Origin of the sequence: Streptomyces sp. NPDC047869 (genome assembly GCF_040704065.1) — a bacterium.
GTDB lineage: Bacteria > Actinomycetota > Actinomycetes > Streptomycetales > Streptomycetaceae > Streptomyces.
Genome location: NZ_JBEYRK010000011.1, coordinates 150,904 through 164,918 on the forward strand (window position 1 = coordinate 150,904; position 14,015 = coordinate 164,918).

Sequence of the window (14,015 nt, forward strand, 5' to 3'; positions counted from 1 at the left end):
AGCGGCCGAACGGCCAGCTCCTGCTCGGATCCATGCGACCGCCCTACGACCCCCGCAGCTCGCCGGACCGCAGCGAACGCAGCAGACCTCCCAGCGTTGTCCGGTCGCGTCGGCGCCGGGGTTCCGGGCGGTCCTCAGTGTGCGAGGCGCGCAGGCGTCTGAGTTCGTTCATGAGTCGTAGGTCGGCGAAGGTCCAGCACAGGGAACGCGGGCCGACGGCGCAGTGCTCTACGGCGTCCAGACCGCTGCGCAGGACCAGCCTGGCGCCGGGTGCCGGACGTCCCCGCGGATTCAGGCGCAGGCTCTCCGCGGCCCTGGCCAGGGCCGCGTCCACATCGGCGGTCTGGTGATCCAGTCGCCGCGCGGCCGTGCGGTCGTTGGCGATCCGCTGGTCCCGCCCGCGCGCGGCCTGCCGTACGTCCGCGGGGCGGAGGCGGACCCGTTCGTGCTGGGGCGCCCACTCGCCCCGCCAGGCCGCGTCGGCTTCCTCGGCGGTCAGCGGCCTGGCGATGTTCTCCAGGGACTGATCGGAGCCGCCCTCGGCAGCCTGGCCGCGCGCCACATGCATCACCGGCTTCAGGGCGTTGGGGGTGTGCCGCTCCTGTCCGTGGGCCCTTCGAACGAAGTCCGAAGCCCCGCCGTACTCGTACCAGTGGAACAGGTGAATGGGCTTGCGTCCATTACTGGAGTGCACCACGGCGCGCCCGCCCGTCGACAGGGTCTGCAGGAAACGCGGCCGCCTCGCCACGCCCCGACGGACTCGGCCGGGTCAATCCGCGCACCGGCATGCCCAGCACGCCCGCCCTGGTCGTCGGCGTCCTGGCGGCGGCTCTGCTGCTGCTCGACTTCGCCTCGCCGGAGGCGTTCCTGGCCATCGGCACCACCTGCATCGTGATGCTGTATCTCGCCTATGCGATGGTGTATCGCCTGCTCATGACCGCCAACCTGGCCACGCGCCGCGGTGTACGACCCGGTGGGCGGGCACTGGTACTTCCGGTGGTTCACCGTGCTGTTCCTGCTGGTCACGGGTGGTCCTCGGGGGCGCGTGGCGGCTTACGCGGGTCCGGCAGGCCGTGCCCGCCCCCGCTCCGCCCGTACCGGAGCCCGCCCCGTGGGGCTTCGGCCCGGACTCGTCCAGGCAGGTCCAGCAGGGCCGGACGGCTCGACCTGTCAGGCCGAGGCAGTCGCTCAGGGCTGCGGCTACCGTCGGGAGAGCAGATTGCCACCGGAGGAGGAACGACGATGGCCGGTACCGAAACGCTCGACCGCAGCACCTGGGAGACCGCCCTCAACCAGATGACCGAGGAACACCAGGGGGAGTTCGTCACCATCGAGGTACTGGACCCCGAGGTCGGGCACCAGTACGAAGCCAACCGGCTGCCCTTCGCCAGCATCGTGTACGACCCGAAGGACGACGTGGTGGCCGTCTCCGTCGGCGGACGGTCGCCGCGCTACCCCGTCGTCCTGCGGCACCTGGTGTGGCACCCCAGGGAGATCGACGTCGCCACGCAGGGCATTCCCGAGCCGGCGGTCCGGACAGTCGACAAGGACGGCACCGCCACGCTGATCACCTTCTTCCCGCAGGAGTCCGGCACGGAATCCTGACCCCTGAGCCGTCGCGGCACCTCGTACGCTGGGCCGTGATGCGACGCCAGACCCGGGTCCTTCCTCCTCCCCTGCCCCAGCGCCACGGGGTGGACCCGGTGCCGGTGCGCCCGCCTGCGGGCCGTGGGCCACCGTGCGCGAACACCGGGTGGAGCGGTCGTCGGGGGCGGCGCCCGGGATGGTCGAGGAAATGTTCCCGGCGGCCCTGCCCGTCGGCGCCGACGGGCAGGCGGTGGCCTCGGACGCCTCGTTCGTGGCGGGCATGGTCGTATGGTTCCACCGGGAGCTGCCCGCCGAGGTACGCGTGCCATTCCCCGCTGGTGGTCGAGCGAGTGACGGGAGTAGTCCTGTCGCGGGCGTCGGTCTGGCGTCTGCTGGCCAGTCGGCTGGGATGGAGCCTGCAGCGGCCGGAGCGCCGGGCGGTGGAGCGGGACGAGTCCGAGATCGCCCGCGCCCATAAGTGGCCGCGCATCAAAAAGGGGCGATGAACAAACGTGCCTGGATCGTCTTCCTCGACGAATCAGGCGTCTCGCCGCTGCCCCAGATCCGACGCACGTATGCACCCCGCAGCCCACCCCACTGCAGCCGATCGTCTCGGTCGGCACGTGTGCCCAGGTCACGCCCGTGCGCAGCACGTAGACGATCTCGCGCAGAGCCGCACGGCCATCCGCCGGCAGCCGACCCCGGTACCGCCGACGCCGCGGCGGGCGAGGCGGAAGCAGCGGAGCGACACGATCCCACAGATCATCAGGCACAAGATCATCCGACGACCGCGGAACTCTGCCGCCCGCCAGCCCACTGCCAAGCCTGTGAGCCAAACTCATAATGATCAGTAAGGTGGGAACGCCCTGCTACGACAGGACTGCGGGGCCCCGGGCGGCCCTTCGCCGTGCGCCCTGGTCAAGGGCCGCCTCCCGCTCCGCCCACGATCCTGCAAGGTCGAGTTCGGCCTGCGTCCCGGGCGGGGCACGGCCGGATTAGCGGTAGGGGGCTGCGGCCGACGGACGCCGCAGTGCGTGGTTCCCGTCGGCGAGTCCCCGAGCAGTGGCCGGGCGCGGCCCTCGGCGGGCGACGGCCGCCAGTGTACGAAGGAACAGCCACTGTCGGCTCCCGGATACGCAGGATCCGCCGGCACTGTTCCGCCGTATACGCGTGGCGGACCGCACGGCGCCCGGCAGCCCTCCGTCACCGGGTGCCGTGCGGGCGAGGGGCCTACCGTGGGAGGTGGTCCCGGCGTCGGCCCCGCCGACCGGCTGGTCGTTCACGCCGGGGGCGGAAGGAGGCACGAGATGTCCGATGCGATACGGGACACCACGGCCCGGCGCGTACGACATTTCGTCGACGCCGGATATCCCGACGCCGGGCCCGTCGAGGCGGCGGTGGAGGGAGCCGTCTACCGACTCGGGGACGGAACGGTGGCCAAGGTGTGGGAGCGCCGACGGGGATCCGAACTGCGGCGGATGCAGCGTTTCTACGCCGATGCCGCGGCGCACCTGCCGTTCGGCGCCCCGGAGATCCTCGCCGTCGAGGACATCGACGGTGTCCCGATGACCGTGGAGCGGGAGCTGACCGGCGAGCCCTTGGCGGGCAGGATCCGCACCGACGACCCGGACGAGGTGCTGCCCGAAGCGGTCGACTGCCTGGTCGGCGTGCTGCGCGCCCTCGCGGACGCCCATGACGTCGACGAGGTCAAGCACCTTCCTGTGCTGGACGAGGAACGCCCGCTGTGGGAAGACCACGCCACTTTCGGATCCGCCCTGGCGGACCTGGTGGGCCGGCGGGTCAGCCGGTGCGCGGACCGGCTCTCCACGCATGTCCGCGACTTCGACGACACGCGCGCCCGGCTGCTTCGGAAGCTGCGCTCGCTGCCCCGTACCGACGAGGCGGTCGTCCACGGTGACGTCTTCCCGGAGACCGTGCTGGTGGACGACGACCTGCGGCCGCTCGCCCTCGTGGACTACGGCTTCCTGTCCACGGGCGGGGACCCCCGGTTCGACGCCGCCGTGGCCGCGGCCATCTTCCCGGCGGGCACCGAGCACGCCCCGGAGATCACCCGGCAGCTCACCACGCGGTTCGCCGACGAGTTCGGCTACGCGGTCGACGACCTCCTGCTTTACCGGGCCGCCTATGCGATGGCCACGAGCGACGCCTTCGCGCCGGGCGGCGGTGACGAGCACTTCGCCTGGTGTGTCACCGTGCTCGAGGACCCGGCCGTCGCCGAGTCCCTGCACCGGTGACGCACCGCGGGCAGCCGGGCGGCTGGGAAGTATCGGCGACGTCGACTCCACGGTGGACGCCCTGGTCAAGCGCAACGGCACGGTGCTCGCCCCGCCGTTCGACATGATGGCCGGGCGTATGACGGCGGTAGCCGACCCGCAGGGCGCCCCGTTCGCCATGATCAGGCCCACTCCGCTGTAGAGCATGTCGGCGCACTGAAACCGGAAGCCGGACCCCCGGAACTCGTGCTGTGCTGGCCCCGGTTCGGTGTCGGTGGGCTGGTATATGGTCCCTCTCCAGATCCGTAAGTCGAGATCCTGCGGGGGACACAGTCATGAGCGGCACCGAGGGCAGCGCGCACAAGGGGTTCACGGCCGAGGAGCGGGCCGCGATGAAGGACCACGCCCAAGAGCTGAAGAAGGCGGCACGCCGGAGTTCGCGAGCGGACAAGGCGGCGGAGGCGGAGCGGGACGTGCTCGCGAAGATCGCCGAGATGCAGGACCCGGACCGGACCATGGCCGAGCGCCTGCACGCCGTCGTCACGGCCAGTGCCCCGCTCCTTGCTCCGAAGCTCTGGTACGGGATGCCGGCATACGCGCTGGACGGCAAGGTGGTCTGCTTCTTCCAGAGCGCGGAGAAGTTCAAGGCACGCTATGCGACGCTCGGGTTCAGCGACCAGGCGAAGCTGGACGACGGCCCCATGTGGGCGGCCGGGTTCGCGCTGACCGAGGTGACACCCGAGGTGGAGACACGGATCGCCGCGCTCGTGAAGCAGGCGGTGCGCTAGTCGCGTTGCGGTAGAGGTAGGAGGCGAGGGTGATCGCGGTGTGGGTGGTGGGGTGCGGGTCGTGCGCGCGCCGGATCAGGTGGACGGGGACCGGCCGCCGCCGACCGCCTAGCCCCGCCGCAGCCGGAGGTCCAGCATGTGGAAGACCTTGTCGTAGCGGCGTTCGCCCACGGCGACGAAGGCGGGCAGACGTCCGTACTCGGTGAAACCCAGCGACTGGTAGAGGTGCAGGGCACCGGTGTTGTCACCGCGGACGTCCAGAGTGAGGACCTCGATGCCCGCCGCCCGGGCGTCATCGATCAGACCGGCAGTCAGCGCCCGACCGACACCACGACCATGGGCAGCGGCAGCCACCGCGAGCTTCTCCAGATCGGCGTGCGGCCGATGGGTCGGCCGGACGTAGCGGATCCAGTAACCCAACCCGACAAGCCGGTGGCCGAGGTAAGCGGCACGCAGGGCCGCATCCCCGGCTCGCACCGCCGAGACGACGTGGCCGAGGAGTTCCGCCACCTCGTCCCGCGAGGGTGGTTCAACCCAGCCCAGCGCGGCACCTTCGCTGACCAGGTCCGCCAGGATCTGGTGGGCCGCTCCCGCGAACCCGCCCTTCAGCTCCTGATCGGACGTCAGCTCCACAGCGGTCAGGATGGTGGGCTCAGCGGTCGCACCGTTGGTCGTGGCCGGATTCATGACCGGCAGCCTAAGGCCCGGTCGCGGCCCGTGAGAAAACCAGGCCTCCCGTCTCCCGCGATCCCGGAGTGCCGCATTCCGGTATGCGGAGGCGAGTGGAAGGCTTGAGGCATGGCCTCTCGACCGTGGCGGGACTTCCGGTGTCCTCGGTGGCGGGATCACGCCCCCGCGCTGCTGGTGATCCCGCTGGGGCTGATCGTCACCATCTGCGTGGTGGACGTGCTGGCCCCGCCGCACATCCATCTCGGCCCGCTGCTGGTGGCGGCACCGGCGATCACGGTGGCCTTCGCCGGCGCCCGCGTGACAGCGCTGATGGGAGTGCTCGCGGTGGCGGCCCAGGTGCTGATCGGTGTGCTGAGAGGGGTCCTGCCCACCGCCAACATCCAGGCGCAGATCACCGCCCTGATCGTCGTCTCCGTCGTCTGTGTCAGCATCTGCGTGGTGCGGGACCGGCGTGAGCGCCAGTTGCACCGGGTGCGGTCCGTCGCCGAGGCGGCGCAGAGCGTCCTTCTGCGGCCGCTGCCCGCCCGCACCGGCCCGCTTCGGATCGCCGGCCTGTACATCCCCGCCGAGGAAGAAGCCGATCTGGGCGGAGACCTGTACGCGGCCGCACGGACCGACCACCACAGCACCCGGCTCCTCATCGGAGACGTGCGCGGCAACGGCCTGGCCGCGATCAGCAACGCCGCCCTGCTGCTCGGCGCCTTCCGCGCGGCCGCCCACCGGCAGGCCACCCTGCCCCGCCTCGCCGTCCACCTCGACGCCGCGTTCCGCTGGGACACCAGCCAGTGGCGACCACAGGAAGAGCAGGACACCGACGAGGACTTCGCCACCGCCATCCTGCTCGACATCCCCGACCACGAGCCGGTCGTCCACCTCATCAACTGCGGCCACCCACCGCCGCTGCTCGTACGGGGGACTCACATCACCTCACTCGTGCCCGAGGCGAGCCACCTTCCGCTCGGACTCGGCGGACCCTTCGGCATCGCCGCCTACGACGTCCAGACCTTCCCGTTCGAGGTGGGCGACCTGCTGCTCCTCTACACGGACGGCGTCATCGAAGCACGCGACGCCGAAGGGCTCTTCTATCCGTTCACCGAACGGGCGCCCGAGTGGACCAAGGACGACCCCGACGAACTCCTGCGCGGCCTCCGGGACGACCTGCTGGCCCACGTCCACGGGCATCTCGGCGACGACGCGGCCGTGGTGGCGATCCGCCGCCTGGCGGTCTGATCACCCGTCGGCGCACGATCAGCGGACTCCGGCACACCCGCCTCTCATCCCGCACCCAGGCCGCGGGACGCCAGCGGCCTCGGGCGGTGCAGATGGTCGGGCAGCAGGTTCAGGTGCTGTCTGGCCTGTTCGGCCGCGGGACTCCGGGGACACTGCTCGAGGATCTGCTGCCAGATGTCCCGCGCGCGGTCGAGATGTTTCTCCTTGTGGCCCAGCAGGGACGTCGAGCGTGCCTCGAGCGCGAGCGCGAGATGGGCCCATTCCCGCGCGTCACCGGCTGAGTGTTCCACGGCGTCCTCGAGGCTGCGGACCGCCTTACGGACCCTTCCCTCCCGGTAGGCGACCCATCCGCGGGCGTCCTCGCACAACGCCCGGCTGACCGGGTCCAGCGAGCTCGGGGCGGTCCTCAGGGCATTCCTCGCCATCCGGTGCGCCTTCCTGAGCTTGATGCCCTGCTCCGCGTAGAACATGGCGAGCTGGGCCTTCAGACTGACGAGCGCGGCGTCCAGCACCTGCTCCTCGTCCGTACCACGCGCCTGCCTCAGCCGGTCACGGCAGGCCCTTTGAGCCATGATCAGTTCCCGCTCCACCTCCAGCGGTTGCTCACCGCGGGCCATCAGGCGAGCGATGCGCTCATGGTGCTGAACGCGGTGCGTACGGTCGAGCGCGTCAGTGATGGAGCGCAGCGCGGTGATGGCCTCCCTGGAACGGCCCAGGAGACTCAGTACGGTAGCCAGCTCCTCGTAGATCTCCGCCTCGAGATCCTTGCTCAGCGAGGCCTCGCGAGTGGCCTTCCCCAAGCCTTCCAGGGCCAGGTCCAGGAGCCGTTCGCTGTCGTCGGCCGGCGATGCCTCGGCGTGGATGCGGTACGTGCGTGCCAGCTCCAGGCGGCCACGATCCCGCTCCTCACCGGCCGGCAGGAGCTCGATCAACCTGAGGAGTGTCTGCCGCGCCAGGTCGTACTGGGCTCTCTGCTCCCGGTACAGAACCGCCAGTGTGAAGCGCGGATAGGCATAAAGGGGCGCCAGTTTCAGGGCGTCGCGGCAGTCGTGTATGGCGTCGTTCACGCGCCCCTGACTGGCGTACACCGCCGCTCGGCCCGCCGCCGCACGCGCTCGCGGGGACAGGTCCGGCGGTTCGGCGGTCAGCTCCGTGAACCGCTCCCGGCCCCCGCGCCCGGTGTGGTATCGGGGACGGACCGTCTTGGGTGACTTGTTGATCGCCTCGTTGTAGTTCCGGATCGCCTCTTCGTAGTTCTTCGCCGCGGCGACCTTGTCCCTGGCCGCGGCTTTGTGGCCGCGCCTCCGGCCGGACAGGGAGTCCGCGAGGGCGGCGTGCGCGTCGGCGAGTTCCACGTACCACAACGGGGGCACCTCCACCCCGGGCGGCGGCTTGAGCGCGACGGCCCGCGTGAGGTGACGGATCGCCAGGCGGAACTGCGCTCGCTGGTCTCCGGAGGGATCCGTCATCAACGCCAGTGATGTGTGCAGCAGTCCGATCTCCCGGGACACATAGGTGACTTCGGGATGCGTCCGGCCGTGCTGGACGCAGAGCCGGCCGATGTCGCCGAGTGCCTCACGCAGACGGGTCGCGTTGCCGCTGCGCTGCGCCCGACGGGCGGCGTCCCAGGCCTGCGCCCATACCAGGGTGAACTGTTTCGTGCCGTCGGCGGTGCCGTTGGCCGGCCACTGGGCGTCGACCATTCTGCGTACCTCGTCACTGCCCGGGTCCAGGGCCAGCCCCTTGCCCGCGAGTGAGCGGGCGTGGCGGTCTTCGGATGCGAGCAACGCGAGCAGGAGCCAGGCCATGGCATCGTCCGGACGCCGGTGGGCGGCCAGCACGAACAGGTCCGCGGCCAGTGCGCAGTCCTCGCTGCTTCCGCTGGTCATGGCGGTGAATACATCGAGATCCCCAGGCGTGATGTGATGGTTCTGCGGGTCCCGCTGGAGGGCCTCCATGAACGCGTGCCACGCGCCGTCCCCCGGGTCGTACCTCAGCAGAATGCTGCCGCGCAGGGCGTGCAGCTCGGGCAGACCGGGAGCCCAGCCGATCGCGGTACCGACCCGGCTCTTCGCCTTGCCGACGTATCGCCGCCGGTCCGAGCCGACCGCTTCGTCCGCGAGCTGGGCCCAGCACTTGGCCTGCTGGCCGATGACCTGGGCGATCCGCTCCGCCAATGGCCGAACCGAAGTCGTGGTCCCGTCACGCATCAGCCTTCGGGCACGCTCGTCGATCAGATCCTGTTCCGTACGGCGGAAACTGGCCAGCGCCTCCCACGTCATGTCGTCCGACCGGCGCGTGCCGTCAGGATGCTGCTGGCCACCCTGCTTCCGTAGCGCGTATCCGAGCCAGTATCGGGCGAGCGTGCTCTCCATGGAGTGGGCACCGGAAGGCTGCTCCAGCGCACTGCGGGCGGACTGGACGGCCTGCTGCAGGAGGTCGGCCCGCTTGTCGTCCGCCACCCCCGGTGGGCTGGCCTTGTCGAGGAATGCCCGGGCCAACTGGACCCGGGCCGGGGCCAGGGTGGGATCCAGGTCGACCGCCTTCTGCCACATGCGTATCGACCCGTCCCCCACCGCCTCCGACACCGTCAGGCGGAGCTCGGTCCGGACGCGCTGCTGTTCCCGGTAGACCAGGCCGAGATTGTGGTAGGCCGCGGCGTACTCGGGACTGTGGGCGAGGGCCGCCCGGAAGTGGTCCTCCGCCTCGTCGAGGTCCTGGAGCGCGCCTTCCTGCTGGAAGCGCTGGTAGCTCTCGAGTCCGTCCCCCAGCCGTTGAAAGCTCTCGACGTCGGCACCCGACTCCGAGGCCCAGGGACGGTCGAGTTCGATGCGGTGCGCCAGCTCCCTGGCAAGGCGCCCGTCCGGCGAGCGGGTGTCGCCGTCGACCCGTATCTGTGCCGACCAGGTACGGCCGCCTCGCAGCCCCGACTGACTCGCGACCACACGCAGCACTCCGTCCGCCTCCACCAGCGATCCTTGCAACGTCGTGCCGAAGATCCGCTCCAGACAGGCGAGCACCGTGCCGACCTCGAGTTTCAGTGGACCCAGGGTGATGGTGCCGACCTCGGTCGGCTTGATGTCTCCGGGCAGGCCGGTGGCTGTCATGCCGGTCTTGAACGCCACCCGTGCGGACGACCGCCGTACCATGTCACCCCGCCGGCCGGCCGGATTGAGCACGTCCGCGGGCGTCCGGAACGGTTCCTGCCGTACCAGGTCGACGATGCGGCGGACCTCGTCGTCCAGCAGCTCGGCGAAGCCCGCGGCGACAGCGGCCGCCTGCTGGTTCCCGGCTCCGTCGGCGAGGTTCTTGAACGGCAGGATCCGCACCGGCCGGCTACGGCACAGGACGGCGATCACCAGCAGCACACCCAGACCAATGATCGCCCAGTCGACAGGTGACAGACCGCGCAGGTGATCGGCTCCTGTCGCCCGCAGCACGACCAGAACCGCGAACGCGACCGTCATCACGAGCAGGATCTTGTTCACACCGCCCAACGCCCGACCCCACAGCAGGCAGATCCGCCGAGCTTGCCGGGCGGGGGTGAACGGCTCGGAGACAGCGATGCGGTACGTCTCTCTGGTGAGATGTCCGAGATGTTTGAGGGAGGGCATGCCCCTGCGCCCCTCTCCTGGTCTCCTGGCGCCTTGTCCCCGGCGACACCGTTCCGAACACCGCACGCCGTGGGGACCTTCCAGGGCGCCACGTTCTTCTGGGTCGAGCAAGGGGCCGGACGGCACCCGGCCCCGCGTTGTCCAGGCCACTACTTCCCGTCGAGGACGAGGTCTGTGGGATCGCGGGTCGATTACACGGTGACCTTCCGCATGCTTTGCTGGTGCAAGCGTCTCTCCTCGGTGGTCGGATGTCCAGCCGAAGTATGTTGACGCATCAAGTAGTTGAAGGTGCCCCCGAAGCCAGGCGTGGCCGTGTCATGCCGCTGTGCAGAGACACTCGGCGCGGCGGCATCATCTCACCGGGGCCGCCATCCGCAAGTTGCACGATCCGGCCACTGGTCAGATCGTGGAGAAAGAGACCGTGGAGGACCGCACCGTGCCGGACCGGCGCGCGGACGCCTGGCATCTGAAGCGGCAGCACTCACGACCACCACGGCAAGCACGCGGTGGCGGCCGTGGAGATCACCGGCCCGAGCGGGCTCGCCTACGCGGAAGAGCATCCTGAGGACCCGGTCCGCTCACCAGGGACCCCCGGAGTTCATCAACTCGGCCTCGGAGACGCCGCGATCGTTGACGGGTTCCCCCTCGGACAGGACGACATCGTCCGCGTGGCCGCCCCTCGCTGCTCCCTCCGGATCAACACATCGGGAGGATCCCCATCATGATCAAAGGCTATGACGTATCCGCCTTCCAGAACGTGAACTTCCCCACCGCCGGCACCAGTTTCGCGTTCATCAAGGGCACTGAGGGACGTTCCTACGTCAACCCCAAGCAGAAGGAACAGGCCGCGCACGCCCGCGCCGCGGGACTCGTCGTCGGCTTCTACCATTTCCTGCACCCAGGGCACATCAAGGAGCAGGCGGCCCACTTCGCGCAAGGCAGCGCGAGCATCGAGTACGACCTGATGGTCGTCGACTGGGAGACCAACCCGGACGGCACCGCGGCGACCTGTGCGGAGAAGGACGCCTTCATCGCAGAGGTCAAGCGGCTGCGCGGCTCCAGCCACAAGATCGGGCTGTACTGCAACCGGGACTTCTGGCGGCACCGGGACACCACCGGCAACGCGGGTGATTTCCTGTGGATCGCCGTGTACGGCGTGACCGCGGGCAAGCCCGGCATCCAGAGCGCGTGGCTGTTTCACCAGTACACCGACAAGCCGTTGGACACGAACGTGTGCAAGTTCGCCTCCAAGGCCGAACTGGTCGCCTTCGCGGGCGGTATCAACGGAGTGAAGAACTAGAGTCCGACATCGGGCGGGGCTTGGGGCTCCGCCCTGGTCGTTCCTCCTGAACCAGGCATGCCCGGAGCGAACTTGACCCATCTGGCGCGTATTCCGCTGGACGGCGGCGGAGCGATTCTGGTCGAGGCCACCGTCGTGGGAGACGGGCCGGTCAAGGCGGGCCGGATGGGTGATGCGGTACAGGATGCTTTCGGAAGTTTCAGCGACAATGTGTTGTTGATCGACAAGGCCACAGGTAGAGCGCGCACGCTCAGGGGTCATACCGGCCCGGCGGCATCAGTCGCGTTCAGTCCGGATGGCCGCACTCTGGCTTCCGGCAGTGACGACGGCACCGTACGGCTCTGGAACACGGTCGTACCCGAGCCGACCTTCCTGATGAAGAAGGTCTGCCAGGCCGTCAACCGCGGGCTCACCTCTCAAGAAAGCTCGCAGTATCTCCCGAACTACTTATCCAGCCGCGTCTGCCCGGCCGGCCAGTAGTAGACCGAGACCTGGCAGAGGTGCACCCGCTCGGGTGCACCTCTGCCAGGTCCTCCGGAAGCTACCCCGCAATGAGCCCGAGATGGCTGCCGATCCCCCCGGCGACCTCCGGGTGGGAGAGGTACTCCGCGATGTTGTGGGCCCGGTCGCGGGCGTTGATGACGGCGACGTCGGTCACCGTGCCCGCCCACTCGTCCGCCAGCGGGCAGCCGATGGCCACCGCGTCGGACGGCGACCACCCGTTGAGCCAGTCCGCCACCACGTCGGGGCGCTTCGGCCCGCCGATGAGCAGCCTCTTGTACACGCTGTCCAGCCCCAGCGGACTGCCCACCGTGGTGAGGTGGATGGTGCGCAGGGCGGGGGACAGCCGTGTGGTGAGGTCCATGCCGACCACCGTGCCGAGGCTGTGGCTGACGAGGATCACCTCGCCCTCCTCGGGCAGCGTGTCCAGCACACTGTCCAGGACCGCGTCCCGGACGGGCCGGTCGTCGAGATACGCGGCGACGTCGCGCAGGACCAGGGCGATCGTCCATGCGTCGAGGTCGCTCCTCGCGGCCAGCCAGCCCAATTGCCGGTGAAGACCTCCGACGACGTCGCCCAGGGCGATCCGTTCGAGGTCGGGCTGCCTCTCCTCGGGGAGATTCCACCTGTGGGCGGCCTCCCCGATCATCTCCTCGTACACCGCTCGGGCGGTGGGCGAGACAGGAGCGACGGCCTCGGCCGGGGACAGCGTCGCCGCCTCGGTGACCCGCGGAACGGCCTCGTGCGCGGCGAGTATCCGCACCAGCCGGTCGCCGTAGTAGGGGAACCAGGCGTCGGCCGGGTCGACCGGCGGGAGCCCGGCGCGGACGAGTCCCTGATTGAGTCCGGCCGTCCACTCGCGGCGCAGGTCCTCCGGGTCCTTGTGTTCCTGGGAGCGACCGTGCAGGAACACGAGATGACGTCCGCCGCCGAACGCGCCGTCCCGGGCGCGCAGGCCCGTGTGCGTGACTGCCGCCGCGGCGGTCGGCCCGGGGGCGGCCGCCGCAGGCGCCGGAGCGGGAACGAGGGACTCCGCCACCCCCAGCCCGGACTCGGCACCCATCTCCGCCAGCGGACCCGACCGCGTGCCGGCCGGCAGTCGCGCGAGGTGCCGCAGGATGGAGCTGACACGCACACCCTCGTTGGACACCCAGTCGACGGCGTCGTCGCCGTCCCCCGGCTGCCACACCTGCCCGTCCGTGCGCAGGACGTGCCCCTGCTCATCGGTCTTCGGCACCCCGCTGTGGTGGAGTGCGACGACCTCCCACTGGTCGTTGAAGACCGGGGAACCCGAATTGCCGGGCTCGGTGTCGGTCCTGTACTGGAGGAAGTCGTCGAGCCGGACCTGCAGCATGTTGTCGCGGACGGCGATCTCCTTCAGCCGTCCCATCGGGTGACCGATCACGTTGACCGGCTCGCCGATGACCAGCTTGCCCGGCTGCACGCTGAGCCGGTTCCAGCCGAACGTCTCGCCCGGCGGCCGCCCGTCCGGCCCCGGTGCCACCAGCACCAGGGCGTAGTCCAGGCGCTGGTCCGCCACGAAGAACCCGTCCGGCATCAACTCCAGCCGCGTCGCGGGCTGCGGGGTGTTGTCGACGGTCACCTGGGCGTCGAACTCGACGAAGCACTGCCGGGCCGCCTCCGCGTCGGGGAGCACATGATGGTTGGTCATCAGCAGGCTCGGCGACACCAGGAAGCCGGTGCCGAGTGGCAGTTCGCGGCCGTTCTCCCGGGTCGATATCCGGGCGACGGTACGCGCCGCCCGGGCGCCGCGCGGAAGGAAGCTCCACGCCTGCAGTTCCTTCGACACACCGAGGATGCGCTCGTAGGCGTCGGGCGCCGCCAGCGGTTCCGCGCGCACCGCCTCCACGGCCATGGCGGCGGGCACCGCGTGCCGGTCCAGCAGGCGCGTGGCACGCGCCGCGAGCGCCTGCCGTGAGTCCGGGAAGGGGACGCCGGCGTCCTGCTGCCGTTCCACGGCCTCGCGCTCGTCGCCGGTTTCGCGGTACCGCTGGGCGGCCGCGGCGACTTGGTGCGCGCGCTCCTGCCGGAGCCTTTCCACGGCCGCCAT

General features: G+C 70.2%; 11 protein-coding genes and 4 pseudogenes. 10 read left to right on the forward strand and 5 right to left on the reverse strand.

Annotated features, from left to right (window positions below; all coding sequences use genetic code 11):
- Positions 1–43: 43 nt before the first annotated feature.
- Positions 44–748 carry a DUF6461 domain-containing protein gene (locus AB0924_RS16950; protein WP_366911792.1) on the reverse strand — a complete coding sequence of 235 codons (705 nt, stop codon included), beginning with the start codon at positions 746–748 and terminating at the stop codon, positions 44–46.
- A gap of 17 nt (positions 749–765) precedes the next feature.
- On the opposite strand from AB0924_RS16950, the pseudogene AB0924_RS16955 reads away from it, so the two are divergent.
- The 4 genes and pseudogenes from AB0924_RS16955 to AB0924_RS16970 all read left to right on the forward strand — a co-directional run.
- Positions 766–1,018: pseudogene (locus AB0924_RS16955) on the forward strand (amino acid permease); the annotation flags it as partial.
- 224 nt (positions 1,019–1,242) lie between these two features.
- Entirely contained in the window at positions 1,243–1,605 is a 363-nt protein-coding gene (locus AB0924_RS16960) for a DUF5335 family protein (RefSeq protein WP_358938673.1), read from the forward strand.
- Between the two features lie 38 nt (positions 1,606–1,643).
- Positions 1,644–1,921 (forward strand): annotated as a pseudogene (locus tag AB0924_RS16965) (pseudouridylate synthase); the annotation flags it as partial.
- Between the two features lie 16 nt (positions 1,922–1,937).
- A complete protein-coding gene (locus AB0924_RS16970; protein ID WP_366911793.1) occupies positions 1,938–2,093 on the forward strand; it encodes a winged helix-turn-helix domain-containing protein in 156 nt (51 codons plus the stop codon).
- 78 nt (positions 2,094–2,171) lie between these two features.
- On the opposite strand, the pseudogene AB0924_RS16975 reads toward AB0924_RS16970, so the two are convergent.
- Positions 2,172–2,429 (reverse strand): annotated as a pseudogene (locus AB0924_RS16975) (transposase); the annotation flags it as partial.
- 465 nt (positions 2,430–2,894) lie between these two features.
- Here AB0924_RS16975 and AB0924_RS16980 point away from each other — a divergent pair.
- From AB0924_RS16980 to AB0924_RS16990, 3 genes and pseudogenes are all read left to right on the forward strand, one after another.
- Positions 2,895–3,842, forward strand: coding sequence for a phosphotransferase (locus AB0924_RS16980; protein ID WP_366911794.1), 948 nt, complete (start codon positions 2,895–2,897; stop codon positions 3,840–3,842).
- 31 nt (positions 3,843–3,873) lie between these two features.
- Positions 3,874–4,023, forward strand: a pseudogene (locus AB0924_RS16985) (VOC family protein); the annotation flags it as partial.
- A gap of 133 nt (positions 4,024–4,156) precedes the next feature.
- Positions 4,157–4,609: a DUF1801 domain-containing protein gene (locus AB0924_RS16990; RefSeq protein ID WP_366911795.1), complete on the forward strand. Its 453-nt coding sequence runs from the start codon at positions 4,157–4,159 to the stop codon at positions 4,607–4,609.
- 108 nt (positions 4,610–4,717) lie between these two features.
- Here the strand turns inward: AB0924_RS16990 and AB0924_RS16995 are convergent, their stop codons facing one another.
- On the reverse strand, positions 4,718–5,296 hold the full coding sequence (locus AB0924_RS16995) for an N-acetyltransferase (protein WP_366911796.1): 579 nt from the start codon (positions 5,294–5,296) through the stop codon (positions 4,718–4,720).
- Between the two features lie 111 nt (positions 5,297–5,407).
- Between AB0924_RS16995 and AB0924_RS17000 the strand changes: the two genes are divergently transcribed.
- A complete protein-coding gene (locus AB0924_RS17000) occupies positions 5,408–6,529 on the forward strand; it encodes a PP2C family protein-serine/threonine phosphatase (protein ID WP_358938650.1) in 1,122 nt (373 codons plus the stop codon).
- Positions 6,530–6,573: 44 nt separating this feature from the next.
- Here AB0924_RS17000 and AB0924_RS17005 read toward each other — a convergent pair whose 3' ends face one another.
- Complete coding sequence (locus AB0924_RS17005) at positions 6,574–10,143, reverse strand: hypothetical protein (protein ID WP_366911797.1); 3,570 nt, start codon at positions 10,141–10,143, stop codon at positions 6,574–6,576.
- Between the two features lie 721 nt (positions 10,144–10,864).
- Between AB0924_RS17005 and AB0924_RS17010 the strand changes: the two genes are divergently transcribed.
- Positions 10,865–11,443: a glycoside hydrolase family 25 protein gene (locus AB0924_RS17010; RefSeq protein ID WP_366911798.1), complete on the forward strand. Its 579-nt coding sequence runs from the start codon at positions 10,865–10,867 to the stop codon at positions 11,441–11,443.
- A 72-nt stretch (positions 11,444–11,515) separates the two neighbouring features.
- Complete coding sequence (locus tag AB0924_RS17015; RefSeq protein ID WP_366911799.1) at positions 11,516–11,923, forward strand: WD40 repeat domain-containing protein; 408 nt, start codon at positions 11,516–11,518, stop codon at positions 11,921–11,923.
- Positions 11,924–11,984: 61 nt separating this feature from the next.
- Here AB0924_RS17015 and AB0924_RS17020 read toward each other — a convergent pair whose 3' ends face one another.
- Positions 11,985–14,015, reverse strand: coding sequence for a serine protease (locus AB0924_RS17020; RefSeq protein WP_366911800.1), 2,031 nt, complete (start codon positions 14,013–14,015; stop codon positions 11,985–11,987).